21 protein-coding genes and 1 pseudogene are annotated in these 25,626 nt (G+C 71.7%); 9 read left to right on the plus strand and 13 right to left on the minus strand.

From position 1 onward, the window contains the following. Positions 1–5: 5 nt before the first annotated feature. The 5 genes from KBX71_RS20850 (at position 6) to KBX71_RS20870 (ending at position 6,259) form a co-directional block, all read left to right on the plus strand. Positions 6–1,352: an ABC transporter substrate-binding protein gene (locus tag KBX71_RS20850; protein WP_210819673.1), complete on the plus strand. Its 1,347-nt coding sequence runs from the start codon at positions 6–8 to the stop codon at positions 1,350–1,352. A gap of 70 nt (positions 1,353–1,422) precedes the next feature. Then, positions 1,423–2,469 (plus strand): carbohydrate ABC transporter permease, encoded by a 1,047-nt coding sequence (locus tag KBX71_RS20855; protein ID WP_210819674.1) that lies wholly within the window; start codon positions 1,423–1,425, stop codon positions 2,467–2,469. Between the two features lies 1 nt (position 2,470). After that, positions 2,471–3,439, plus strand: coding sequence for a carbohydrate ABC transporter permease (locus KBX71_RS20860; protein WP_210819675.1), 969 nt, complete (start codon positions 2,471–2,473; stop codon positions 3,437–3,439). Positions 3,440–3,508: 69 nt separating this feature from the next. Then, complete coding sequence (locus KBX71_RS20865) at positions 3,509–4,555, plus strand: LacI family DNA-binding transcriptional regulator (protein WP_210819676.1); 1,047 nt, start codon at positions 3,509–3,511, stop codon at positions 4,553–4,555. Between the two features lie 30 nt (positions 4,556–4,585). Next, on the plus strand, positions 4,586–6,259 hold the full coding sequence (locus KBX71_RS20870; protein WP_210819747.1) for a glycoside hydrolase family 13 protein: 1,674 nt from the start codon (positions 4,586–4,588) through the stop codon (positions 6,257–6,259). Positions 6,260–6,671: 412 nt separating this feature from the next. On the opposite strand, the gene KBX71_RS20875 is transcribed toward KBX71_RS20870, so the two are convergent. The 3 genes from KBX71_RS20875 to xylA all read right to left on the minus strand — a co-directional run bounded on the left by KBX71_RS20875 (position 6,672) and on the right by xylA (position 10,921). Next, complete coding sequence (locus KBX71_RS20875) at positions 6,672–8,105, minus strand: MFS transporter (protein ID WP_210819677.1); 1,434 nt, start codon at positions 8,103–8,105, stop codon at positions 6,672–6,674. Between the two features lie 200 nt (positions 8,106–8,305). Next, on the minus strand, positions 8,306–9,724 hold the full coding sequence (xylB, locus tag KBX71_RS20880; RefSeq protein WP_210819678.1) for a xylulokinase: 1,419 nt from the start codon (positions 9,722–9,724) through the stop codon (positions 8,306–8,308). 9 nt (positions 9,725–9,733) lie between these two features. Then, complete coding sequence (gene xylA / locus KBX71_RS20885) at positions 9,734–10,921, minus strand: xylose isomerase (RefSeq protein ID WP_196929783.1); 1,188 nt, start codon at positions 10,919–10,921, stop codon at positions 9,734–9,736. 78 nt (positions 10,922–10,999) lie between these two features. Between xylA and KBX71_RS20890 the strand changes: the two genes are divergently transcribed. After that, positions 11,000–12,238, plus strand: coding sequence for an ROK family transcriptional regulator (locus KBX71_RS20890; RefSeq protein ID WP_210819679.1), 1,239 nt, complete (start codon positions 11,000–11,002; stop codon positions 12,236–12,238). Positions 12,239–12,364: 126 nt separating this feature from the next. Beyond that, positions 12,365–13,975 (plus strand): PP2C family protein-serine/threonine phosphatase, encoded by a 1,611-nt coding sequence (locus KBX71_RS20895; RefSeq protein WP_307847212.1) that lies wholly within the window; start codon positions 12,365–12,367, stop codon positions 13,973–13,975. A 28-nt stretch (positions 13,976–14,003) separates the two neighbouring features. Here the strand turns inward: KBX71_RS20895 and KBX71_RS20900 are convergent, their stop codons facing one another. Further along, on the minus strand, positions 14,004–14,660 hold the full coding sequence (locus tag KBX71_RS20900) for a MarR family winged helix-turn-helix transcriptional regulator (RefSeq protein WP_307847213.1): 657 nt from the start codon (positions 14,658–14,660) through the stop codon (positions 14,004–14,006). Positions 14,661–14,727: 67 nt separating this feature from the next. Here KBX71_RS20900 and KBX71_RS20905 point away from each other — a divergent pair, with 67 nt between their 5' ends. Next, positions 14,728–15,858 (plus strand): PP2C family protein-serine/threonine phosphatase, encoded by a 1,131-nt coding sequence (locus KBX71_RS20905; protein ID WP_210819680.1) that lies wholly within the window; start codon positions 14,728–14,730, stop codon positions 15,856–15,858. A gap of 7 nt (positions 15,859–15,865) precedes the next feature. On the opposite strand, the gene KBX71_RS20910 is transcribed toward KBX71_RS20905, so the two are convergent. The 9 genes and pseudogenes from KBX71_RS20910 to KBX71_RS20950 all read right to left on the minus strand — a co-directional run. Beyond that, positions 15,866–17,347, minus strand: a complete 1,482-nt coding sequence (locus tag KBX71_RS20910; protein ID WP_124821680.1) for a sugar transferase — start codon at positions 17,345–17,347, stop codon at positions 15,866–15,868. A gap of 217 nt (positions 17,348–17,564) precedes the next feature. Beyond that, entirely contained in the window at positions 17,565–19,322 is a 1,758-nt protein-coding gene (locus tag KBX71_RS20915) for a substrate-binding domain-containing protein (protein ID WP_210819681.1), read from the minus strand. A gap of 157 nt (positions 19,323–19,479) precedes the next feature. Continuing rightward, positions 19,480–20,538, minus strand: a complete 1,059-nt coding sequence (locus tag KBX71_RS20920; RefSeq protein ID WP_247683846.1) for a lactonase family protein — start codon at positions 20,536–20,538, stop codon at positions 19,480–19,482. Between the two features lie 66 nt (positions 20,539–20,604). Further along, positions 20,605–21,207: an ATP/GTP-binding protein gene (locus KBX71_RS20925; protein ID WP_210819683.1), complete on the minus strand. Its 603-nt coding sequence runs from the start codon at positions 21,205–21,207 to the stop codon at positions 20,605–20,607. After that, positions 21,188–21,577 carry a DUF742 domain-containing protein gene (locus KBX71_RS20930; RefSeq protein ID WP_124821676.1) on the minus strand — a complete coding sequence of 130 codons (390 nt, stop codon included), beginning with the start codon at positions 21,575–21,577 and terminating at the stop codon, positions 21,188–21,190. Before KBX71_RS20930 ends, KBX71_RS20925 begins: the two co-directional genes overlap by 20 nt. Next, a complete protein-coding gene (locus tag KBX71_RS20935; protein ID WP_124821675.1) occupies positions 21,567–21,989 on the minus strand; it encodes a roadblock/LC7 domain-containing protein in 423 nt (140 codons plus the stop codon). Before KBX71_RS20935 ends, KBX71_RS20930 begins: the two co-directional genes overlap by 11 nt. Beyond that, positions 21,989–24,373: a nitrate- and nitrite sensing domain-containing protein gene (locus KBX71_RS20940; RefSeq protein WP_210819684.1), complete on the minus strand. Its 2,385-nt coding sequence runs from the start codon at positions 24,371–24,373 to the stop codon at positions 21,989–21,991. Before KBX71_RS20940 ends, KBX71_RS20935 begins: the two co-directional genes overlap by 1 nt. A gap of 217 nt (positions 24,374–24,590) precedes the next feature. Beyond that, the gene (locus KBX71_RS20945; RefSeq protein ID WP_247683847.1) at positions 24,591–24,704 is read right to left on the minus strand and encodes a catalase-related domain-containing protein; all 114 of its coding nucleotides are present in this window, start codon (positions 24,702–24,704) and stop codon (positions 24,591–24,593) included. 16 nt (positions 24,705–24,720) lie between these two features. After that, a pseudogene (locus KBX71_RS20950) lies at positions 24,721–24,885 on the minus strand (catalase); the annotation flags it as partial. 144 nt (positions 24,886–25,029) lie between these two features. On the opposite strand from KBX71_RS20950, the gene KBX71_RS20955 reads away from it, so the two are divergent. Next, positions 25,030–25,623: a hypothetical protein gene (locus KBX71_RS20955; protein ID WP_210819685.1), complete on the plus strand. Its 594-nt coding sequence runs from the start codon at positions 25,030–25,032 to the stop codon at positions 25,621–25,623. The last annotated feature ends 3 nt before the right edge of the window (positions 25,624–25,626 follow it).

Genomic DNA, 25,626 nt, shown 5'->3' on the forward strand with positions numbered 1-25,626 from the left:
ACGGCATGGCGGTCTTTACCAGACCACGCCAGGCCTTCGTGATCGCCGGTGTAGTCGGGCTGGCGCTCAGCGCCACCGCCTGCGGTACCGGCGACGACAAGAAGAGCAGCAAGGCAGGCTCCGCGGAGTGTGCCGCATACGACAAGTACGAGGGCCACGACGGCAAGAAGGTCTCCATCTACGCGTCCATCCGTGACGCCGAGGCCGACCTGCTGGAGCGGTCGTGGTCGCAGTTCACCGAGTGCACCGGCATCGAGATCGACTACGAGGGCAGCGGCGAGTTCGAGGCGCAGCTGCCCGTCCGGGTCGACGGCGGCAACGCCCCCGACATCGCCTTTGTGCCCCAGCCGGGCCTCGTGAAGCGTTTTGCGGACGCCGGCAAGCTGAAGTCCCTCAGCGCCGACACTAAGGCCCTCGCCGAGCAGAACATGCCGGCCGACTGGCTGAAGTACGGCACCGTGAACGGGACGCTCTACGGCGTGCCGCTCGGCGCCAACGTGAAGTCCTTCGTCTGGTACTCGCCGAAGACGTTCAAGGAGAAGGGCTGGGAGGTTCCGACCACCTGGGACCAGCTCATCGCCCTGAGCGACAAGATCGCCGCCAGCGGCGTGAAGCCGTGGTGCGTGGGCGTCGAGTCCGGTGACGCCACCGGTTGGCCGGCCACCGACTGGATCGAGGACGTGATCCTGCGTACGCAGGGCCCCGAGGTCTACGACCAGTGGACCACCCACGGCATCCCGTTCAACGACCCGAAGATCGTCGACGCGGTCGATCGCGCCGGCAGCATCCTCAAGAACGAGAAGTACGTCAACGGCGGCTTCGGCGGCGTCAAGAGCATCACCACCACCGCCTTCCAGGAGGCGGGCCTGCCGGTGACCACCGGCAAGTGCGCGATGCACCGACAGGCGTCGTTCTACGCCAACCAGTTCCCCGAGGGCACCAAGGTGGCCGAGGACGGCGACGCGTTCGCCTTCTACTTCCCGACCATCGACCCGGCCAAGGGCAAGCCGGTGCTGGGCGCTGGCGAGTTCGTCGTCGGCTACGCCGACCGCCCCGAGGTGCAGGCGGTGCAGACCTACCTCGTCTCGGCCGAGTACGTGAACAGCCGCGCGAAGCTCGGCAACTGGGTCACGGCGAACAACAAGCTGGACATCGCCAACGTCGCCAGCCCCATCGACAAGCTCTCCGTCCAGATCCTGCAGGACAAGACGGGTACCTTCCGCTTCGACGGATCCGACCTGATGCCGGCCGCCGTCGGCTCGGGAACGTTCTGGAAGGGCATGATCGAATGGCTGAACGGCAAGGCGACCGCCCCGGTGCTCCAGGGCATCGAGAGCAGCTGGCCTAAGTGATCCCGGCGGTGGCCCGGTCCGCGGTCGCGGGCCGGGCCACCGGCCGAGGTGGACCCGGAAGGGAGGGTTGATGGAGTTCGACTTCGCCGATCAGCAGCCGAAGTTCCTCATGCTGATGTACGGGCTGGTCGCCTTCGTGTTGGTGGTGGGCGGTCTGCTACTGCTGCTCGACGTGGTGCCGGCCTGGTTCGCCCGGCGGCGGGAGGCGCAGCTCGTCGTCGCCTCGGTGAGTGGTGCTCCACTGCCCCGCCGACCCAGGCAGCGGGAGGGGATATTCGCGCTCTTCTTCCTGCTGCCGACGCTGCTGCTGCTCAGCATCGGACTGGTCGTGCCGGCCATCCGCACCGTGTTGCTCTCCCTGATGAACGGGGACAGCACCGAGTGGGTGGGGCTGCGCAACTACGGCTTTTTGTTCTCTGATGACACGATGGTCCGGGTCCTGATCAACACCCTGGTCTGGGTGCTCGTGGTCCCGCTGGTGGCGACCGGGTTCGGCCTGATCTACGCCGTACTGGTGGACAAGGCCCGGTTCGAGGCCGTGGCCAAGTCGCTGATCTTCCTGCCGATGGCCATCTCCTTCGTCGGCGCCAGCATCATCTGGAAGTTCGTCTACGCCTACCGCGGCGATGGTGACCAGATCGGTCTGCTCAACCAGATCGTCGTCAGCATGGGCGGTGAGCCCAAGCAGTGGCTGCTGGAATCACCCCTGAACACGCTGCTGCTGATCGTCATCATGATCTGGATCCAGGCCGGTTTCGCCATGGTGGTGCTCTCCGCCGCGATCAAGGCGATCCCCGGCGACATCGTCGAAGCCGCCCGGCTCGACGGTGTCAGCCCGTGGCAGATGTTCTGGCGGATCACCATGCCGAGCATCCGACCGGCGCTGATCGTCGTGATGGTGACCCTCACGATCGCCACGCTCAAGGTCTTCGACATCGTCCGGACCTCGACGAACGGCAACTACGACACCAGCGTGATCGCCAACGAGATGTACAACCAGGCGTTCCGGTACGGCCAGAGCGGGCAGGGTTCCGCGCTCGCGGTCTTCCTCTTCATCCTGGTCATCCCGGTCGTGATCTACCAGATCCGCAACCTCCGTCAACAGCGGGAGGGCTGAGATGACGACCGCAACGCCCACCGTCGCCGCCGGCACCCAGAACACCGACGGCACCCCCACCACCACGGCCGGACGGGTCCGCAAGCGGTTGAACAGCCGCACCGCGACGCTCGTCTCGATCGTCATCGCGGTGGTCTGGACCATCCCGACCTTCGGCCTGCTCGTCTCCTCCCTCCGACCGGAGGACGAGATCAAGACCACCGGCTGGTGGACGGCCTTCACCAACCCGCAGTTCACGTTCGAGAACTACCAGCAGGTCCTGTTCGGGCGGTCGTCGTCCTCCGGGCAGCTCGCCGGTTCCTTCGTCAACTCGCTGGCGATCACCATCCCGTCGGTCCTCTTCCCGCTCGCCTTCGCCTGCCTCGCCGCGTACGCGCTCGCGTGGATCAACTTCCGCGGCCGGGACTGGGTCTACATCGCGATCTTCGCGTTGCAGATCGTGCCGCTGCAGATGGCCCTGGTGCCGCTGTTGAAGTTCTTCTCCACCGGCGTCACCCTCGGCGGCGTCACAGTGATGCCGGCCTGGGACCTGGTCGACGAGCAGAAGTTCGCCCAGGTGTGGTTCGCGCACACCTGCTTCGCGCTTCCGTTCGCCGTCTTCCTGCTGCACAACTTCATCTCGCAACTGCCGGGCGACCTGATGGAGGCGGCCCGGGTCGACGGGGCCACCCACCCGAAGATCTTCCGCACCATCGTGCTGCCGCTGATCACCCCGGCGCTGGCGGCGTTCGGCATCTTCCAGTTCCTCTGGGTCTGGAACGACCTGCTGGTCGCGCTGATCTTCGCCGGCGGCGGCGACGAGACCGCCCCGCTCACCGTCCGGCTCGCCGAGATGGCCGGCACCCGGGGCAACGAGTGGCAGCGTCTGACCGCGGGTGCGTTCGTCAGCATCGTCGTACCGCTCATCGTGTTCCTGTCCCTACAGCGCTTCTTCGTGCGAGGTCTGCTCGCCGGCAGCGTCAAGGGCTGACCCTCCGCGCCCGTCGCCGCCTGGCCCCTCGGGCGGCGACGGGCGCTCCGGGTACCGAGGGGGGAAACCGTGACGAGGATCGATGATGTGGCCCGGCTGGCCGGGGTGTCCACGGCCACCGTCTCGCGGGCGCTACGCGGACTACCGACGGTTTCGGCCGCCACCCGGCATCGGGTACTCGCCGCCGCCGAACAACTCGACTACGAGGTTTCGCCGAGCGCGTCCCGGCTCGCCGGCGGCCGGACCGGTACGGTCGCGGTCGTGGTCCCCCGGATCACCCGCTGGTTCTTCAGCACCGTCGTCGAGGCGGTCGAGGAGTACCTCCACCAGTCCGGCTACGACCTGCTGCTCTACAACCTGGGCGGCCGGGAACAGGTCCGCCAGCGGGTTCTGCGTACGGCCAACCTGCACAAGCGGGTGGACGCCATGATGCTGGTCGCCACGCCCCTGCGTCCGGCCGACATGACCGCGCTCGCCACGCTCGAACTGCCCGGAGTCACCATCAGCTCGGGCAGCAGGGTGCCCAACTGGCCGTGCGTACGGATCGACGACGTGGCGGCCGCGCGGGCCGCGACCAAGCATCTGATCGACCTCGGTCATCACCGGATCGCCCACATCTCCGGTGACCCGGACGACGAGTTGGCCTTCACCACCCACCTCGACCGACGCCGGGGCTACCAGGCGGCGCTGCGGTCCGCCGGCGTGCGGCCCGACCCGACTCTGGACATCGAGTCCAGCTTCACCATCGACGGCGGCAACCGGGCCACCGCCGAACTGCTGGCCCGCGGCGAGCCGCCGACCGCGATCGTCGCCGCCTGCGACGAGATGGCAATGGGCGCGATGACCGCCCTGCGCGACGTCGGGCTGCGGGTGCCGCAGGACGTCAGCGTGGTCGGCATCGACGACCACGACCTGGCCGGTGTGCTCGGGCTCAGCACCGTCGCCCAGCCCGCCGCAGAGCAGGGCCGGCTGGCCGCCCAGATGCTGCTCGACCCGCTCGGGGCCCGACCGCCGGGGCCCATCGTCAGTCAACGGGGCGCCGGTTGCGACACTCCGGTGGTCCTGCCCACCCGACTGGTGGTCCGGGACTCGACCGCACCGCCCCGGGCACACTGAAATCCACACACCGCAACACGGGAGACGACCCTGAACACCGACCCGACGCAGCAGACCTCCTCCGGTCACCCGGCCACCGGCTGGTGGACCGAGGCCACCATCTACCAGATCTACCCCCGCTCGTTCGCCGATTCGGACGGGGACGGAATCGGTGACCTGCCCGGCATCACCGCCCGTCTCGACCACCTGGTCGAGCTGGGTGTGGACGCGGTGTGGCTCTCTCCCTTCTACCCGTCGCCGCAGGCCGACGCCGGCTACGACGTGGCCGACTACCGCGACATCGACCCGCTGTTCGGCACCCTCGCCGACGCGGACAAGCTGATCGCCGAGGCCCGATCCCGCAGCCTGCGGGTGATCGTCGACCTGGTCCCGAACCACACCTCCTCGGCGCATCGCTGGTTCCAGGCCGCGCTGCCGGCCGCGCCCGGCAGCCCGGAACGCTCGCGGTACATCTTCCGCGACGGCCGTGGTCCCGCCGGCGACCAGCCGCCGAACGACTGGCAGAGCGTCTTCGGTGGTCCAGCCTGGACCCGGACGGTCGACGCCGACGGGCAGCCGGGCCAGTGGTATCTGCACCTGTTCGACACCGGGCAGCCGGACCTGAACTGGGACAACCAGGAGGTGCACGCCGAGTTCCTGGACGTGCTGCGGTTCTGGCTGGACCGCGGGGTGGACGGTTTCCGGGTCGACGTGGCACACGGCCTCATCAAGCAGGCCGACCTGGCCGACTGGCAGGAGCCGCAGGAGATCCTCTCCGGCAACGAGATCGACAAGCCCCGCCCGCCGATGTGGGACCAGGACGGCGTGCACGAGATCTACCGGCAGTGGCGGCAGGTTCTGGACAGCTACCCGGGCGAACGGGTGCTGGTCGCCGAGGCATGGGTGGAGCCGGCCGAGCGACTGGCCCGCTACGTCCGCCCGGACGAGATGCACCAGGCGTTCAACTTCGAGTACCTGCTCGCCGCGTGGACCGCACCGGCCCAGTACGCGGTGATCACCCGCTCGTTGGAGGCGACCGACTCGGTGGGCGCGCCGACCACCTGGGTGCTGTCCAACCACGACGTGGTGCGGCACGCCTCCCGGCTCGGCCTGCCGGTCGGCACCGTACGCCCCAACGGCATCGGCATCGGCGACCCGCAGCCGGACGCCGCACTCGGTCTGCGCCGGGCCCGCGCGGCCACCCTGCTGATGCTCGCGCTGCCCGGCTCGGCGTACCTCTACCAGGGTGAGGAGCTGGGGCTACCCGAGCACACCACACTGCCCGACGAGGCCCGGCAGGACCCGACCTGGGCGCGCAGCGGGCACACCCAGCGCGGCCGGGACGGCTGCCGGGTGCCGATCCCGTGGGAGGCCGACGCCCCGTCGTACGGCTTCGGGCCGACCGACGCGAGCTGGCTGCCGCAACCCACGCTCTGGGCGGAGTACGCGCTGGACCGCCAGCGCGACGTGCCCGGCTCGACGTACGAGCTGTACCGCACGGCGCTGCGGTTGCGCCGTGCCCACGGGCTGGGTCGCGGCACCCTGGAGTGGTTGTCCTCCGGCGACGAGGTGCTGAGCTTCCGCAACGGTGAGCTGACCGTGCTGACGAACTTCGGCGCCGCCCCGGTGCCGGTGCCGGCCGGCGCCGAGGTGCGGGCCGCCAGCGCGCCCCTGAACGACGACGGAACGCTCCCGCCCGACGTGACCGTCTGGCTGCACAGCTGACCCAGCGCCGACCGGTCCGTTCCGCGGTACTCGCGGGCGGGCCGGTCGGTGTGGACCGGCTCGCTATGGAGCTGATGTCGTAAACGATTCATGCCCGCCCGCCGCGCGCCCGCGCCCCGCACCCCGCGCCCTCAAGATCGCACTACTTCCGAGATGCAGTGGCCTCGGCCCGCCGGAAGGCAACTGGAACCAGGAAGCAACGCGATCTTGAGTGGCGCGGGACGTGCGGGGACGCCTGGGCCCTCGAACCCGCACACCGAACGCGCCGCCCACGCCGCCGCGCCGATCTTGCAGTTCCGGTCGTCGATATGGGTTCTATGCCGCTTTTGTCGGGACAGTAAGCGCAAGATCGCGGGACGAGGGGTGGCCTGGCCCGACGAGGTGGGGTTGGGCGCGTGCGGGGTGGGCGGGGTTAGAGGCGGTCTGCTCGGGTGTGTAGGAGGTCGTGGACGTTGTCGATGTCGGCCGGTGAGGTTCGCGAGGCGAGCCAGTACATGACGCCGGTCGGGATGAAGAAGAGCTGGAACGCGGCCAGCCCGACGGCGAAGTTCAACGGCGGCGGGAAAGCCACCCGCAGTGCCTGGAAGGCCACCCCGACCAACCCGTTGCCGGCCGCGCGTCCGACCCCGTTGACCAGGTTGCCCAGGCTGTAGACCGTGCCCCGGTGCTCCGGCGGGTTGACGTCCGCGATCAACGCGAACCAGTTCGGCGAGTTGGCCGAGGTCAACGCGAGCGCCACGATCGCGGTGAGCAGGCTCAGCCCGACCGACGGCTCGGTGAACACACTGGCCAACACCGCACCCACCACCGCGCCGCCGCTCGCGCCGTCCGGCACGTCGATGGTCACCGGGACGAAGAACAACACCAGGTAGAACGGCAGCGCCGCGAGAACGCCGACCGAGGCGACAAGTGCCCGCCCCCGCGGCGTACGCCGTTGCACCGCGTCGCCGATCAGGCCACCCACGATGGACAGCACCCCGCCGAGCTGGAACAGGGTGGCGAACACGCTGCCCACCACCACCGCGGTAGACGCCGAGTAACCCTGGGCCTCGGCCCGTTCGGCGAAGAGCACCGGCAGCCAGACCAGCGAACCGAACGCGGCCTGCGCGGTCAGACCCTGCAGGATCAGCCACCGGTTGGTCCGTCGAGCCAGGATGCGCGGCAGGTCGGCGCGGCTGATCCGGTAGTCGTACTCGGCGCCGGCGTCCAGCCTGCCGGCCAGTTCCGGCTCGCTCTGGCCACGCCGGATGTCGTACGTGAACAGGTAGGCCACTGTGGCGACCAGGCCGACACCGGTCAGCAGCAGGAACGGCCGCCGCCAGTCGGTCGCCCCGAGCAGCCCGCCGACGAGCGTGCCCGCGAGGGTCCCGACCCCCTGGGAGAGCCCCCAGAAGCTCATCACCAGCCCTCGCCGGGTCGGTGAGATCAGGTCGGTGACCACTGAGAAGCCCACCGAGCCGACCGCGCCGAGGCCGACCGCCGCGACCAGTTGCGCGGCCAGGAACGTCAGGTAGCCGCCGGCGAGCGCGCTACCGCCGGTGCCCGCCGCCCAGAGGAGCGTGCCCACCATGAGCAGCGGCTTGCGGTTGGTCCGGTCCCCGACGTACGCCCAGCCGACCGCCGCCACCGCGCTGACCAGGAAGCTGACCGCAGTGACCACGCCGAGCAGCCGCCCGGACACGTCGAACGCGTCGGAGATCGGGCCGTACAGCGGGGGGACCAGCCCGATCGCCACATTGTCCAGCGAGGCGAGCACCACGAACACCACGACGCTGTACAACCGGTGCGCCGGCCCACCGCCCCGACCATGCGGGCGCAGGCCGGGCCCACCACTGGTCACCGTCATGACCGGCAGCCAACCAGACTCCGTCCAGAAGGTCGTCACGCGGGTGGGTGCCGGTCACCGTGGACCCGCACCCACCCGCGTCGATCCAGACGCTCGCGCTGCCCGGAACCGTTCCGTAAGCCGCACGCTCAGCGCCGCCCGGAACCGTTGCGCAAGCCGCACGCTCAGCGCCGCCCGGAACCGTTCCGCAAGCCGCACGCTCAGCGCCGGTCGAGCACCAATCCGCGAGCCGCGGCGTACTGGTCGCGGACGGCCGGGACAGCCGCGGCCGCGTACTCCTCGGTGCCCTCGAGCGCCCAGGCCGGCGGCGCGTCGCCGCCGAGGGCGACCCACGCGGCCTGCCGGGCGGCGCCGTCGGCGACGTACTCCCCGGCCGGCGGCACGACGACCGGACAGCCGAAGACCTGCGGGGCGATCTGACGCACCGCGGCCGACCGGGCCCCGCCGCCGACCAGGATGACCCGGCGGACGGTGGCACCCTGCGCGGTCAACGCGTCCAGCCCGTCGGCGAGCGCGCAGAGCATGCCCTCGACGGCGGCCCGCGCCAGGTGCGCGGGGGTCGACGTGCGCAGCGTCAGGCCGTGCACCGCGCCGGTGGCGAGCGGTCGGTTCGGCGTCCGCTCACCCTCCAGGTAGGGCACCATGACCAGCCCGTCCGCCCCGGCCGGCGCGGAGAGCGCCAGCTCGGCCAGCTCGTCCAGGTTGACGCCGAGCATCGCGGCGGCGGCGTCCAGCACCCGGGCCGCGTTGAGCGTGCAGACCAGGGGCAGGAAACGGCCGGACGCGTCGGCGAAGCCCGCGACGGCGCCGCTCTCGTCGGCGGCCGGCACGTCGGCGACGCTGAACACGGTGCCGGAGGTGCCGATCGAGACGACCACGTCACCCGGACCGGCACCGACACCCAGCGCGGCGGCGGCGTTGTCCCCGGTGCCCGCGCCGAGCAGCGCCCCGCCCAGCTCGTCGGCGAGCTTTCCCGCCGACTCGGCCGGACCGAGCACCTCGGGCACCACCAACCGCCGACCGAAGCCCCGCTCCAGCAGGTCCAGTCGGTAGTCGCCGGTCGCCGGCGACCAGTAACCGGTGCCGCTGGCGTCGCCCCGGTCGGTACGCAGCGCGCCCAGCCCCGGTGCGCCGGCCAGCCGCCAGGTCAGCCAGTCGTGCGGCAGGCAGACGGCGGCCACCCGGGCGGCCAGCTCAGGTTCGTGCCTGGCCAGCCACCGCAGCTTGGTGATGGTGAAGCTGGCCACCGGAACGCTGCCGGTGGCCTCGGCCCAGAACCGGCTTCCGGCCGAGCCGCCGCCGGCCTCCTCGATGAGGTCGGCGGCGGCGTCGGCGGATCGGGTGTCGTTCCACAGCAGCGCCGGGCGGACCACCCGGCCGTCCTCGTCGAGACACACCATGCCGTGCTGCTGGCCGGCGACGGAGATCGCCGCCACGTCGGCCAACCCGCCGGCCTGGTCGGCGGCGCTGCGCAGCGCCTGCCACCAGGCTTCCGGGTCGACCTCCGTGCCGTCCGGGTGCGGGGCCCGACCCTGCCGGAGCAGGGCACCGGTCTCCGCGTCCCGGATCACCACCTTGCAGGACTGGGTGGACGAGTCAACGCCTGCGACCAACGGCATGGCGGGGCCTCAGCGGGCGCCGAGCAGGTGCTCGACGGCGAGCTGGTTGAGCCGGACGAAGGCGAAGCCCCGGGCGGCCACCGCGTCCACGTCGACATCCTCGAACGCGGACCGGTCGGCCAGGATCTCCTCGTAGCCCTCGCCGTCGCCGAGCGTCGGCGTGCTCAGCTCGCCGACCTTGCTGGCAGCCAGCGCCTCGATCACCTCGGGGTCGGCGCGGAACGCCGCAGCGCGCTCCTTGAGCAGCAGGTAGGTGCTCATGTTGGCCGCCGCGGAGGCCCACACCCCGTCCATGTCCTCGGTGCGGGAGGGCTTGTAGTCGAAGTGCCGCGGCCCGTCGTAGGCCGGCCCGCCGTTGGGGCCGCCGTTCTCCAGGAGGTCCACCAGGGCGAACGCGTTCATCAGGTCACCGTGGCCGAAGACCAGGTCCTGGTCGTACTTGATGCCGCGCTGGCCGTTGAGGTCCAGGTGGAACAGCTTGCCCTGCCAGAGCGCCTGGGCGATGCCGTGGGCGTAGTTGAGCCCGGCCATCTGCTCGTGGCCGACCTCCGGGTTGAGGCCGACCAGCTCCGGGTGGGCCAGCTGGGAGATGAAGCCGAGCGCGTGCCCGATGGTCGGCAGCAGGATGTCGCCGCGCGGCTCGTTGGGCTTGGGCTCCAGGGCGAACCGCAGGTTGTAACCCTTGTCGATGGAGTACTGGGTGAGCAGGTCCACCGCCTCGCGGTAGCGGTCCAGGGCGGCGCGGACGTCCTTGGCGAGGTCGTACTCGGAGCCCTCGCGGCCACCCCACATGACGAAGGTGCTCGCACCCAGCTCGGCGGCGAGGTCGACCTGCCGCAGCACCTTGCGCAGCGCGTAGCGGCGGACGTCGCGGTCGTTGCTGGTGAAACCGCCGTCCTTGAAGATCGGGTGGGTGAAGAGGTTGGTGGTGACCATGGGCACCACGAGGCCGGTCTCGTCGAGGGCCTTGCGGAACCGGGCGATGTGCTGGTCCCGAGTGGCGGCGTCGACGCCGAACGGGATCAGGTCGTCGTCGTGGAAGGTGATGCCGTACGCGCCCAGCTCGGCGAGCCGGTGCACTGCCTCGACCGCGTCGAGCTCGGGACGGGTGGCGTCACCGAACGGGTCGCGGGCCTGCCAGCCGACGGTCCAGAGCCCGAAGGAGAACTTGTCGGCGGGGGTGGGACGGGGTGCCATGAGCGACCTCCGGGGTGGTGTTGTCCGCTATTTGTTCAGCGATTGAATTATTTGCCCACCCTATGGCACTGTCAAGGGGTGAGCCTCACCCACGCCCCGGCCGGCGCAGTCCGTCAGGGCAGTCTGCGCGAGCTCAACCTCGCCCTGGTCCTCGGCCGGATCGCTGCGGCCGACCGACCGCCCTCCCGAGCCGACCTGGCGACCGCGACCGGCCTGACCAGAGCCACCGTGTCCGCGGTGGTCGAGGACCTGCTCGCCGGCCGACTGGTCAGTGAATCCGACCCCGCGCCGCGCTCGGGAGCCGGCCGCCCGGCGCGCGGGCTGGTCCTGGCCGACCAAGGGCCGGCCGGGCTCGGCCTGGAGGTCAACGTCGACTACCTGGCGGTCTGCGTGGTGGACCTCACCGGCCAGGTCCGACACCGCACGGTATACCGGGCCGACCTGCGCCCGGTGGCCCCCGCCGACGCCCTGGCCCGCCTCGTCGAGATGGCCGGGGCAGCCCGCGACGACGCGGCCGAGGACGGCCTCACCCTGGTCGGGGCCGCGCTCGCCGTGCCCGGCCTGGTGGACGACACCGGGCTGGTCCGGCTCGCGCCGAACCTCGGCTGGCGCGACGTGCCGGTGCCCGCGCTGCTCGCCGAGCACCCTCCGCTGATCGAGCAGGTGCCCGGCGTCCCCGCACTGGTGGTGGACAACGAGGCCAACCTCGCCGCGCTCGGCGAGCTGCACTCGCAGCCACCCGGCCCGTCCAGCTTCCTGCACATCTCCGGGGAGGTGGGCATCGGCGCCGGCATCGTGCTGGACGGCGCGCTGTTTCGCGGCGTACGCGGGTGGAGCGGCGAGATCGGGCACCTTCCGGTCCACCCCGAGGGCCGTCCGTGCCGCTGCGGCGGGCAGGGTTGCCTGGAGCAGTACGCCGGCCAGGAAGCGATCGTGTCCGCCGCCGGGCTGGCCCGGGCGGAGCTTCCCGCGGACACCGCGACGGCCCGGTTGGCCGAGTTGGCCGAGGCCGGCGACGCCGACGCGCTGCGGGCGCTGCACGACGCCGGAACGGCGCTCGGCGTCGCGGTGGCCAGCGTCGTCAACCTGCTCGACCTGGACACCGTGGTGCTCGGTGGCGGTTACGCGGCGCTCGCACCCTGGCTGTGCCCCCCGGTGCTCGCCGAGATCGGCGCCCGGGTGCTCACCGCTGCCTGGTCACCGGTCACGGTCCGGCCGTCGACGCTCGGCGCGGAGGCCGCCGCGGTCGGTGCCGCCGGCTCGGTGGCCCGTCGGATCGTCGCCCAGCCCGCCGGCTGGCTGGCTCGCTCCGGTTGATCGCCGCCCCACGCCGTGGGCCTCCGTCGGGGAGGATCGGTATCCTTGCCCTCAGGCAACGATCCCCGGTGAGGAGTCGAGAAGCAGCATGCGCACACGTCGTCAGACGCGAGCCGGCGTCCGGCGGTGACCACGACCCGGCAACCCGGCAGCACCCCGTTGCCGGCCGACGAACGGTTGGCCCGCGAGCTGCTCGACGGGCTCGCCGAGGCCGTCGTGACAACCGACGGGACCGGTCGGGTCACCCTGGTCAACGCCATGGCGGCCGAGCTGATCCCGGAGATCGACGCCGGCACCGAGCTGGCCGGCTGCCCGGTGGCAGCCCTGGCCCGCGCGGTCACCAGCGGCGCTGACCGCTTCGACGCCGACCACCACGGCCGGCGACTGCGCGGCGTCCGGCGACAGCTCACCGGCTCCCGGTGGGCGTGGTACGTCCGCGACGTCACCGAGGAGCACGCCCGCGCCGACGCCCTGCTCGCCGAACGCTCCCGCACCGCGTTCCTCGCCCAGGCCGGCAGCCGGCTGGCACTGGCCCTGCACCGGGACCAGGTCCTCCTGGCCATCACCACGCTCGCCGTCCCCTACCTGGCCGACATCGCCGTGGCACTGCCCCGACCGACCGCGCCGACCGAGCCGCGCGCCCGGTGGATCCGGTACGCCGACGGTGAGCCCGCCCCGATCACCGGGCTGGCCAGTCCCGCGTTGGCCAACTCCGCGCCCGGGTTGGCCGAGGCGCTGGCCGGCGACCGCGCCGAGCCGGGCCCCTGGTCGGACGCCCCGCTCACCGACCTGGCCGACCTGCTGCCGCCCGGGTTCGGCCCCCCGGGGATGGTGCTGGCCAGCCCGCTGCTCAGCGGCAACGATTCGGCCGGTGCGCTGCTGCTCATCCGTCGGTCCGGGCGGGCCGGCTTCGACAGGCGTGACATCGAGTTGGCCCGGGAGTTCGCCGCTCGCGCGGGCGCCGCGCTGGCCACCGCCGACCTGCACGGCGAGCAGGCCCACCTGGCCCGGGTGCTGCAGACCAGCCTGCTCCCGCCCGAGTTGCCCGTCGTGCCCGGCGTGACCATGGCCGGCGGCTACCGGGCGGCGGGCGACACCCTGCGCATCGGCGGCGACTTCTACGAGGTGTTCCCGCACCCGCGCGGCGCCCTGTTCGCGCTCGGCGACGTGTGCGGCAAGGGCGTGGGCGCGGCGGTGCTGACCGGCCGGGTCCGCCAGTCGTTGCAGACGCTGCGGCTCGTCGAACAACGTCCGCTGGAGCTGATCCACCTGCTCAACCAGGCGCTGTTCGACGCGCCGGACGCCGCGCGGCGCAGCCAGCTCACCACAGTGCTGCTCGGTTCCCTGGACCGGGGGCCGGCCGGGTTGGACGTCCGGATCGTCGGCGGGGGGCACCCGGCGCCACTGCTGGTCACCGCGGACGGCACTGTCACCCCGGTCCCGGTCGGTGGCATGCCGGTGGGGGCACTGACATCCGCACGGTTCGCCGAGAACCGGGTGCACCTCGATCCGGGCGACCTGCTGCTCGCGTACACCGATGGGGTGACCGAGGCGCGCGGCCCGCGCGACGCGGCGATGTTCGGCGAGGCCCGGCTGCGGGCCGCGCTCGTGGCGGCCGCCGGGCAACCGCCGGCGGCGCTGATCGACCGGGTGCTGCGGGCGGTCGACGACTGGCTGGACGGGCAGGCCCACGACGACATCGCGATGCTGGCCGTGGGCGCTCCGCCGCCGGGATGACCGGCGGGCGACGACCCGGCCGGCTCGATCAGGCGGTACGGGCCACCGGCGGGTCGCCGGCCGGCCATTCTCGGGTGGTGCCGACCGATCGTTCCGAGCCGCCCGCCGAGCCCGTCCACACCGCTCGGGTCTGCCGACCCGAATCGATCGACCAGTCCCCCGAGCGCCCACCGGGCCGGTCCGGGTCGTCCGGCCAGTCCCCCTGGGCCGTCGACTCGCCGGGCGTCGGCGGGTTCTGCGCCTGCTGGCGACGGGCGGCCTCGTCGAACTCCCGCATCCCGCGCAGCAACGCGTCGCGGCCCTCCCGGCTCATCCCGGTCAGCACGGCGGCGAGTTGCGACTGGCGGTCGGCCCGCAGCTCGGCGAGGAGCCGGCGGGCCTCCGGGGTGAGGTGCAGTGAGATCTCCCGCCGGTCGAAGCGGCCCGGCTCGCGCTCCAGCATCCCGGCGGCGACCAACCGGTCGCAGAGGCGGCTGGCGGAGCTGAGCAGCATGTCGAGTCGGGAGGCCAGCCGACGTAGGTTGATCCCGTCGGACTGCTCGACCACCATCACCGCGCGTAACTGGGCACCGGACACGCGGTTGGCGGTCCCCTCCCGGGCGGATTCCCAGATGCCCAACAGGGCAGCGGCCGCCGCGTCCAGTGCGGCAGCCATACTCGTCTCGGGGTCCGTCGGACGGTTCACTTCGGCCATGGTGGCCCGAGAATACTCCGAACCCACTGGTGGTCGAGCTTTCCGCGAAGGAGCGACGATGAGCGAACCGGTCAATCGGGCACGACGTGCCCTGAACGAGACACCAGCTGACCGGCTCGTCGGGGGCATCGGGGAGGTGCTCGGCCGGTCGTACGGGATCACCGACGTCGAGCTCTACCAGGTCGACTATCGGCTCGCGGAGCTACTGCCACTCACCGAGGGTGACTCGATCACGAGCCCCGGGCACCCCGCCTGGCGCGCCTTCGACCACCAGTCGCCGATCCTGACCGACGGCACCGCCTGGTTCCCGGTCACCATGCGTGGCGAGCGTCGAGGGGTGCTGCGCCTGTCCCCCGTTCCGGACGACCGGGAGGTCGTCGCCGCGCTGGCCGAGATCGCCACGGCGCTCGCGCACGAGGTGGCGGCGGTCTCCGCCGGCACCGACGTCTATCGGGCGGCCCGGCGCACCCAACGCCTCACCCTGGCCGCCGAGATGCAGTGGGACCTGCTGCCCGGCCGCAGCCGGATCCGTCCCTCGTTCAGCCTCGCCGGGCAGTTGGAGCCGGCGTACGCGGTGCGCGGCGACAGCTTCGACTGGTCCGACGACGGGGAACGGCTCTGGTTGTCCACAATCAACGGCACCGGTGAGGGCGTGGCCGCCTCCCTGCTCACCTCGCTGGCCACCCACGCGCTGCGCAACGCGCGTCGGGCTGGCCTGAGCCTGGCCGACCAGACCGCCCTCGCCGACCAGGCCATCTACGACCTGTACCGGGGCGAGCAGCACCTCTCCGCGTTGCTGATGGAACTGGACCTGCGCTCCGGGATGATGACCGTGGTGGACGCCGGGTCGCCCCGGCTGGTCCTGCTCCGCGACGGGGACGTCACCGAGCAGCCCCTGGAGGCGCAGTTCCCGTTGGGGATGTTCGAGGCGACCGACTACCACGAGCAGAAGTTCCCGCTGGAGCGCGGCGACCGGGTCTTCGTGGTCAGCGACGGGGTGGTGGAGGCCACCGGGCAGCACGTGCGTTACGGCGAGACGGCACTGGACCGGTTCCTGCGGCGGACCGGGCCGATGGCGCCCCTGGACGCCGTCCGGTCGCTGATCGGTGATCTGCGCGCGTTCGTGGCCGGTGACCTGGTCGACGACGCGGTGGTCGTCTGCCTGGACTGGACCGGCCCGCAACCGTGACCGACGGTTAGTACGCTCCGCGGCCGTTCAGCACCGCGCCGAAGGTCTTCCAGAGGATGGTGAGGTCGGCGGCGAGGGACCAGTTCTCCACGTAGTAGAGGTCGAGCCGGATGCCGTCCTCCCAGCTCAGGTCGGAGCGGCCGCTGACCTGCCACAGGCCGGTCATGCCCGGCTTGACCAGCAGTCGCCGGGCCACGTCACCGTCGTAGCGGGCCACCTCCGAGGGCAGCGGCGGGCGGGGCCCGACCAGGCTCATCTGACCCAGCAGCACGTTGACCAGTTGCGGCAGCTCGTCCAGTGACCATTTGCGCAGCAGCCGGCCGACGCGGGTGACCCGGGGGTCGTGGCGCATCTTGAACATCAGGCCGTCGGTCTCGTTGCGCGCGGTCAACTCGGCGAGCAGCGCGTCGGCGTTCACCACCATGGTGCGGAACTTGAACACACCGAACTCCTGGCCGCCCCGGCCGACGCGGACCTGCCGGAACAGCACCGGGCCCCGACTGTCCAGTTTGATGGCCAGGGCGATGAACGCGATCAGCGGCAGCAGCACCGCCAGCGCCAGCGACGAGGCGGACCTGTCGACGAGACCCTTCACCAGCTTGCGGACCCCGCGGAACTCGGGCGCCTCGACGTGGATCAGCGGCAGGCCGGCGACCGGGCGGGTGTGGATCCGCGGGCCGGCGACGTCGGTCAGCGCGGGTGCCACGACCAGGTCGACGCCGGTCCCCTCCAACTGCCAGCCGAGGCGGCGCAGCCGGGTCGCGGTCAGCTCACCGGAGGCGGTCACCGCGACCGTGTCCGCACCGATCGCGGTGGCGGCCTCCGGGATGCCCCGGAACGACCCCACCACCGGCACGTCACCCAGCCGCTGCGCCACCGGCGCGAGCAACGCGTCCGGGATGCAGGCGCCCACCACCTGGTAGCCGGCGTACGGCTCGCGGCGCAGCGTGTGGACCAACTCCAACACGTGGGCGGTGTCGCCGACCACCAGCACCTTGCGGGACCAGCCGGCGCCGACCGAGCGGGCCCGGTGCAGCCGCTTGCGGGCGGCGAACCGCGCCACCTCCAGCCCGACGGTGCCCACCGCGAAGGAGATGCCCAGGAAGCCTCGGGAGACTCCGACGTCGGCGATGTAGCCGAAGATGGCGATCGCCCCGGCCAGGCGCAGGCTGGCGGAGCTGACCCGCCGGTACTCGTCCGCCCCGTAGCCGATCACCCGGTCGTCGTAGCAGCCGAGCGCCTTGAGCGAGATCAGCCAGGCCAGCACCAACCCGGGGGCGACCAGCACGTACGGGATGTCCGAGCCGGTCGGCTCGCCCTCACCGAAACGGGTGACGTACCCGATCAGCAGCGCGATGATGAGAACTGTGGTGTCCAGCACCACCAGGACCCGGACGTAGGACCGTTCGTCGGCGCGCGCCACCAGGCCGGTGCGTCGACCGTTCGGCTCCGCCGACGTGGCGGGGGTCAACAGTGTCGCCACGCTCACCGGCCCTCCCACTCTGTACAGGATGGCCCCGGCCGACTGGTCGGACCGGAGGCGGACCGACTATGCCGGAACAGTCGACATCCTGCCTTGACAACTATGACTGCCGATTGCTTCCGACGTATTGCCGTCACTTTTCCTCAACAGCCTGGTGGCCGAAAGGGGGCCTGCCATACCGAATCGACGGTACGGCAGGCCCTTCGACGTTTTGAGCGTCGGATCAGCGCGGTGCGGGTGGGCGCCGCGCGATGGCGCTGAGGAAGATGCTGCCGATCTCGCTCGGGTCCTTGGTGACGAAGACGTCGCCACCGGTCACCTTGGTGATCGACTCCAGCTCTGCCTTGCTGACGCCCTCACCGATACCGATCATGATGACCTGGACCGGCCGCTCCGGGTCGGCTGCCTGCTTGAGCTTGGCGAGCAACTGCTGCTGGTTGAGGCCGTTGTCGTCCTCGTTCTTGCCGTCGGTGAACAGCACGATCGAGTTGACCCGACCGGGCTGCCAGTTCTCCTGCACCGCCTGGTACGCGGCAAACATGGTGTCGTAGAGGCCGGTGTCACCGCTGGAGGGCTTGACGGTGGCGAGCGCGCCCTCCAACTGGGCCCGCTGGCCGGAGAGCGGCCCGATGGGGACCAGCTCCCGGTAGTCCCGGTTGCCGACGAGCTGGGTGGAGAAGGTCCACAGACCGATCGACCAGGAGTCGTCGAAGAGGCCGAGGCCGCGACGGGCCGCGTCGACGGTGACCTCTTCCCGGCTGCGGTTGTTGGCGCTCGGCACCGGGTCCTTCATCGAGCCGGAGACGTCGATGACGGCGAGCATCCGACCGGACTGGGTGGCGATCGACCAGCTGGAGACGACCCGCTGGATGGCGGCCGGGTCAAGGCCACCCGCCGCGGTGCCGCCGTTCGCCGGCGCGGTGGGCGCGCCGCCGGACGGGCTCGGCGCACCCTGCGGCGCCTTGAAACCCTCGCCCCAGTTGCCGTCCGGCGCGCGCAGCGACTGCGCGGCGAGCCGGTCACGGAAGGTCGGGCTGGTGAGCAGCTCGAACAGCACCTTGGCCGCCGACGCCTTGCTCGGCTCGATGCCGGGCAGCACCGCGAACGGGTAGTCCAGCGGCATCGGCGCCGGCTCCATGTAGAGCGCGGCGAGCGGCACCGGCGGCTTCTTGCTGTTGTACGCGATCACGTCTTCTTCGGACAGCGCCGCCGCGCCGAGACCACTGGCGATGGACGTCGAGTCGTTGGCCGTCGGGAAGCGGGCCAGCAGGTCGTTGCGGAGCGACGAGCGCCCGGTGGCCAGTGCGCGGAGCGCGCCGACGGTGTTGCGCTGGGCGTCGCCGCCGGCGCCGTTGGCGGCCGCGGTCAGCGAGAGCAGACCGGACAGGCCGGCCGCGTCGCGGGTCGGCTCGACGATCCCGGTCCGCAGCGGCGCGCTCGTGTTGTTGACCTGCTTGAGAAGGTCGGTCCAGTTGAACTTCTTGTCCGGCCAGCCCAGCCGGGTGGCGATCGGCTCGGGCATCGCGACCACGATGGGGCTGCGCGCGATGGACGCGCCGTTGGTCGGAGCGAACGCCGTCGCGTCCTTCTTCAACCGCAGCAGCCAGGTCGAGGAGTCGGGCACCCAGACGTCGGGGCTGACCGCGGTGCCACTGGCCTGGCCCACGCCGGCCAGCACAGCGCCGTGCTTGGCCGCCACCACGGCCGCCACGTCCACGGGGTCGGACGCGGAGACGTCGACTCGGATGCACGTCGGGCCTACCGCGGCGCCGTCCTTCACCCACTGGGACGCGGCGGCGTCCACCGCCGGCGCGAGCTCGGAGGCGACCGCCACGGCGAGTCGGATCTCGCCCGTGCAACTGGGCTGGATCAACTCCCGATAGCCGAACCACGCGCCCGTCGTCACGACGAGCACCCCCACCGTTGCGGCGGCGGCGGCTAGGTGGAGTTTCGAACGCATGCGATGGCGGCCTGCTGACACGGTGACCATCTTGCGTACTAGGTGCCGTCTCTGCCACATCCGTTCGGACTAAAGTTACGGAGGAGAAACAGTTGACCACTTTTTTGCGACACAGAGTGACGTAGCGGCCTCACGGCGTTGCCGAATCAGTGCAGCACTCGCGTCCCTAAACCATCGTTCAGGGCAGCACGCACGTCGGGCTCGGCACCGGCACCGGCTCGCCGACCGCCTCCGGAACACCGGTGTCGGCGTCGCGCCGGAACACCCGCACCATGTCGGCCCGCTCGTCGGCGACGTAGAGGTGCTCCCCGATCAGGGCAAAGTGCCGAGGCCACTCGCCGCCGGTGTCCACTTCGGCCACCAGCTCGGGCAACTCCCCGCCCAGACTGAAGACCGCCACGGTTCCCACCCCACGGTTGGCGACGTAGAGGAAGCGGCCGTCCGGGGCGACCGTGACCTCCGACGGCTGGACGTGACCGGCGCGCTCGCTCGCCTCGACCCGCCCGAGCTGGTGCAACGCGCCGTCGTCGGTCACCTCGTACGCGGTGACCGAGGCGTCCAGCTCACCGACGAGGTAGCAACGCCGTCCGTCCGGGTGCCGGGCCAGGTGCCGAGGGCCGGTCCCGGGCGCCGTACGGATCCGCGGGGCACGCGGCACCAGTCGTCCGGTGGCGTCGTCCAGGTCGTACCGATAGACCGAGTCGGTGCCGAGATCCACGGCGAAGATCGGCCCGCGGCCCGCCCCCTGCGAGACCATGTGGGCGTGGGCGTGGTCCTGGCGCTCCGGGTCGGGACCGTGCCCCTCGTGCACCACCAGGTCGGTGCGCTCGCCGGGCACGCCCTTCGGGTCGAGCGGGAAGACCGCGATGCTGCCGCTGCCGTAGTTGGCCGCCAGCAGGTGATCGCCGCCGGGTAGCACCGCCAGGTGGCAGGGCTCGGCGCCACCGGTCGACCGGCTCCCGAGCGGGTCCAGCGCGCCGTCCGCCCCGACCTGCCAGGCGCTGATCTCGCCGTCCGCCAGCTCGTTGACCGCGTAGAGCACCGGCTGGGTGGGGTGCCGCGTCAGGAAGGAGGGGGACGGGGTGACCGCGACCGTGCCGAGCGGGGTCAGCGCCCCGGTGGTCGGGTCGCGACGTGCCGCGACGATGCCGCTGCCCCGTCCACCACTCTGCGCGGTGTAACCCCCGATGTGGACGACCTCACCCTGAACGCTCACGTCCCACTCCTCCGCCGGCATCGTTCGTTGATCCAACCAGAGGCTGCCCGCGTTGCCCGTCCGTTAACCGGCTTTCCGGCCCGGTTCTCAGGCCGCCGGCACCGGCTCGCCGCGCTGTCGGGCGACGTGCTCCACCAGAGAGATCAACACCATCTTCCCGGACTGCCGGTCCCGGGCGTCGCAGAGCACCATCGGCACGTCCGGGTCCAGGTCCAGCGCTCGGCGTACGGTCTCCAGGTTGAACCGGCGGGAGTCGTCGAAGCAGTTCACGCCCACCACGAACGGGATGCCGCGCTGCTCGAAATAGTCGATGGAGGGGAAGCAGTCGGCCAGCCTCCGGGTGTCGGCGAGCACCACCGCGCCGAGCGCGCCGAAGGCCAACTCGTCCCAGAGGAACCAGAACCGGTCCTGACCCGGCGTGCCGAACAGGTAGACCTGAAGGTCGTCGTTGATGGTGATCCGGCCGAAGTCCATCGCCACAGTGGTGGTGGACTTGCCCTCCACGCCGGAGATGTCGTCGGTGCCGATCCCGGCACCGGTGAGGACCTCCTCGGTCTGCAACGGTCGGACCTCGCTCAGGGCGCTCACCAAGGTCGTCTTGCCAGCCCCGAAGCCTCCCGCGATGAGGATCTTCAGTGCCAGCGGGATGCTGGTGCTGGTGCCCACCTGGTCATAGCGCACGGAGTCCACTGACCACCGCCTTGAGGATGTCGTCGTCGGGAAGGATGCCGGCGGTCGGCGGCTCGTGCACCGCGATCAGGCCCTGGGTGAGGAGATCACCGAGCAGTACCCGGACCACGCCGACCGCGAGGTCCAACTCGGCTGCCAATTCGGCTACCGACACCGGCCGGTGGGCCAACGCGACCAGCCGTCGGTGCTCCGGCGGCAGGCGCGACTGGCTCGCCGCGTCGACGTCCGAGCCGGCCAACACGAACGCGACCAGGTTGAAATTGTCGACGGCGGAGCGTACGCGGCCTCCGGTGAGCGTGTACGGGCGCATCACCGGGCCGGCTGCGGCGTCCAGCCACTCGTGCTGCGGCCCGGGCGGCTCAGTCCGCATCTCCGGCACCCGCCGCCGGTCGGGCCGGCGCGGCGAGGCTCTCCCCCACCCGGATCACCAGCATCGCCATCTCGTACGCGACCAGCCCGATGTCCGCGTCGGCGTCGCTCACGACGGCCAGGCAGGCACCCTGCCCGGCAGCGGTGACGAAGAGGTACGCCGCCTCCATCTCCACCACTGTCTGCCGGACCGGGCCGCCGTCCACGTGCCGGCTGGCGCCCCGGGCGAGGCTGGAGAAGCCGGCGGCGAGCGCACAGAGGTGCTCGGCGTCGGAGCGCTCCAACTCGGCCGAGCAGCCGAGCAGCAGGCCGTCGGCGGAGAGCACCACCGCCTCCCGGGCGGCCGGTACCCGTTGCACCAGTTCGTCGAGCAACCAGTCGAGGCCGGCGCTCTGCTTCGTCGAATGCGGCACTAGGCGTCCCTCTCAGTCACGGTCGGGGGTTCAGGGATCGTCGGCGGATCGGTGGGGACCGCCGGGCCGGTCGGTGCCGCCGGGCCGGCGGTCCCCGGCGGTGCCGGCGGGGTGATGGCGGTGGCGCGTCCGCGCGCCGTGCCGGCCTGCAGCGCAGCCATCACCTGGCGGACCTCCTCCGGGGATCGGGGCGACGGCGTATCGGTGACTGTCGACCGGGGTTGGGCGGCGGGGGTACGACGTCGCACCCGGCGGGGCAGGCCATCCAGCTCGTCCCCCGGCTCGTCGGAGGGCGCCGCCCCCTCCTCCCGCCCATCGACAGGCGGAGGGGCCAAGGTCGGCGCTCCGGTGGGCGGGGCGGGCGGGGCCGTGCTGGCGGACGGGGCGGTCGGCGGGCGGGTACGGGGGCGGGTCACAGCGCCCCTGCGTGCCGTCCGAGCCAGCCGCCGGCTCGGGTCTGCCGACGCGGCGCCGAGCGTGGCCGGGTCGGGGCCGGCCGGCGGCTCGGTGGTGACCAGGTCGCCGGGTATCAGCACCACGGCGGTCACGCCGCCCTCCCCGGAGGGGCGCAACCCCACCCGTACGCCGTGCCGGGCCGCCAACCGGGCCACCACGAACAGGCCGAGCCGGGCGCTCTGCGCCGGGTCGAACTCGGGCGAGCTGGCCAGCCGGGTGTTGGCGGTCTCCAACGCCACGTCGGACATGCCCAGCCCCTGATCGGTGATCTCCAGGGCGTACCCGTTGGCCACCTGCGCCCCGCTGACGGTGACCCGGGTGTCCGGCGGGGAGAAGGCTGTGGCGTTCTCGACCAGCTCGGCGAGCAGGTGGATGACGTCGCCGACCGCCCGCCCGAGGACACCGGCCGGCTGCACGGCGGTGACGTCCACCCGTTCGTACGCCTCGACCTCGGAGATCGCGCCGCGGATCAGGTCGACCATCGCGACCGGGTTTCGCCAACCCCGGCCGGGTGCGGAGCCGGCGAGGATGACCAGGTCCTCGGCGTGCCGGCGGAGCCGGGTGGCCAGGTGGTCGACCTGGAACAGCTCGGCCAGCTCGTCCGGGTCCTCGCTACGCCGCTCCATCCGGTCCAGCAGGTGCAGCTGACGGTGCACCAGGCTCTGGCTCCGTCGGGCGATGTTGAGGAAGACCTCGTTGAGCCCGCGACGCAGGGTGACCTCGTCCACCGCGGCCTGGACGGCGGTGCGCTGCACCTCGGTGAAGGCGCGCCCGACCTCGCCGATCTCGTCGTGGCCGTACTCCAGCGGCGGCGCCTCCCGGGCGACGTCGACCTGCTCGCCACGACGCAGCCGGGTCACCACGTCGGGCAGCCGATGCTCGGCCAGCTCCAGCGCGGCGGTGCGGACGCCGCTGAGCCGCCGGACCAGGGTCCGGCCGACGCGCAGCGCCACCAGCACCGAGACGACCACGGCGATGAGTCCGAGCACGCCGGCGGCGGCCAGCCGCACCAGAATGCGGACCGCCATCGGCACCGAACGGTCGGTGAGGGCGTCGGCCTCGGACAGCTCGAAGTCCCGCAACTGCTGCTGCACCGCGTCCTGGCTGGCCTGCCAGGCCGCCGCGTCGACCGCGGGGCGGCCGGACCGGTTGGGTACGACCAACGCGTCCTGCATCGTGCGCAGCCGGGTGAACGCCTCACCCTCGGTCAACCGCTGGTACGCGGCCCGGCCACTCTCGGGCAGGTCGGCCAGGGCGCTTTCGGTGAGCCACCGTTGGTTGCCGATGGCCTGTACGAGTTGGGTGTGTTCCCCCTCGGCGAACCGTCCGGCGGTCAGCGCGCCGGCCAGCAGCGCGTCGCTCTGGCCGAGCAGTTCCCGGGAGCGTCCCAGCGCGGTGAGCGCCAGTGCCTGCCGGTTGATGTCCGGGTCGGTCAGGGTCGCCATGCCGGCGAACGCCTGGAAGGCCGCGGAGACCATGCCGCTGTACAGGCCGATCGCGCCGGCCCGGTCCACTTTGCGGTCGTCGATGAACTTCCGCCCGCTGGGTAGCGCCGCCAGGGCGTTGACCAGCTGGTCGACCCGGGATTCCAGCAGGTCGTCCGCGGCGTCGCGCAGGGGCTCCCCGTCCACCCGGCGGCGTAGTTCGGCGACGGCCCGGTCGGTGCGCCCGCGCTGCTCGGCGAGTGCGGGCAGCTCGGTGCTGCCGGCGAGCTGCACAGCCGAGAGCCGGCGTTCCCGTTGCAGCTCGGTGACCACGGTCTCGCCGGGGCGGCCCAGGTCGTACAACAGGGTGCGGGCGGAGAGCAGGTTCAGGGCGGGACCGAAGGTCAGGGTGGTCGCGAAGATCCACAGTGCCAGGAGCGCGGTCACCGGCGCGACGACCAACGCGGTCAGCTTCGAGCGGATCGGCCAGTCGCGGGTTCTCATCAGACCTCGCCCGTACAGGGGTGGCAGGAGGGGTGCCGGCACTGCCGGGCAACGCGCCGGCCGACTGCGCGCCCGGCCGCATCGCCGGGCACCGGCGCGGGCGCCTTGGGCAGGATACGTAATCGAGGGCCGTTGCACTACCGCCCGTCGCCCCAACATCGACGCTCCGGGATGTGCGGCGGGTGGGAACGGCGGAGCCGGCGACCAACGGTCGGGATCAGGCGTGGTCGGCGATGCCGAGGCCCTCGGCGACCCGCCGACCGTAGGCGTCGTCGCACTGGCTGAAGTGCCAGACCATCTCCTGCTGGATGTGCTTGTCGCACTGACCCAACAGGTTGCAGGCTCACCGGAGTCTTCCTGCCCTTGACCTGGAACAGCTTGGCCCGGATGTACGTCGCGGCCGGCTCGTCGCCGATCGTCCCGTACGCCTCGAACTCGCCGTGTGCGACGAAACCGCGCGCATGCACCACCCGCTCCGGGATCCGCTCCCGGTCGAAATGACTGATCTTCTCTTCTCCAGGAAGTATCGCCCCACCCATTTCTGGAATGAGTCAAGTTTGCCAGCCGAGCGGTTGTGGCCCTCATCAGGAAAGTGCCTCGAATCGGGATTGGCGATCACTGCGCGGAGGGAATACCAGAAGACGAAGGAGGAGCCCATGTCGCCCACGCAGATAATCGTCATCGTGCTCGTCGTGCTGGTGATCGTCGCGGCGTTGGCCGTGGCCGCCCGCTCGCTCAACAGCCGTCGCTCGCTGCGCAACCGGTTCGGGCCGGAGTACGACCGGGTGGTGGCGGAACAGGACAGCCGGTCCGCCGCCGAGCGCGAACTGCGCGACCGGGAACGCCGGCACGCCGAACTCACGCTCACCCCGCTGAACCCGGAGTCCCGGGCCCGGTACGCCGCCGCCTGGGAGGAACTCCAGGTCCGCTTCATCGACTCCCCCGGCGAGACCGTGGGTGACGCGGACGAACTGGTCACTCGGCTCATCGAGGAGCAGGGCTACCCGACCGGCGACTTCTCCGACCAGATCGCCCACCTCTCCGTCGAGCACGCCCGCACGCTGACCAACTACCGGGACGCGCACGAGATCCACCTACGCAACTCCCGGGGCGAGGCCAACACCGAGGAGCTGCGGCAGGCGGTCGTGCACTACCGCGCACTCTTCGCCGACCTGCTGGGCGAGGAGCCGGTCGGCCACCGCACGCCCGAACAGCGCCACCACCCGGACCACGACGCCACGAGCCGCTGAGGA

Origin of the sequence: Micromonospora sp. D93, assembly GCF_018070365.1 — a bacterium.
Classification (GTDB): Bacteria; Actinomycetota; Actinomycetes; order Mycobacteriales; family Micromonosporaceae; genus Micromonospora; species Micromonospora ureilytica.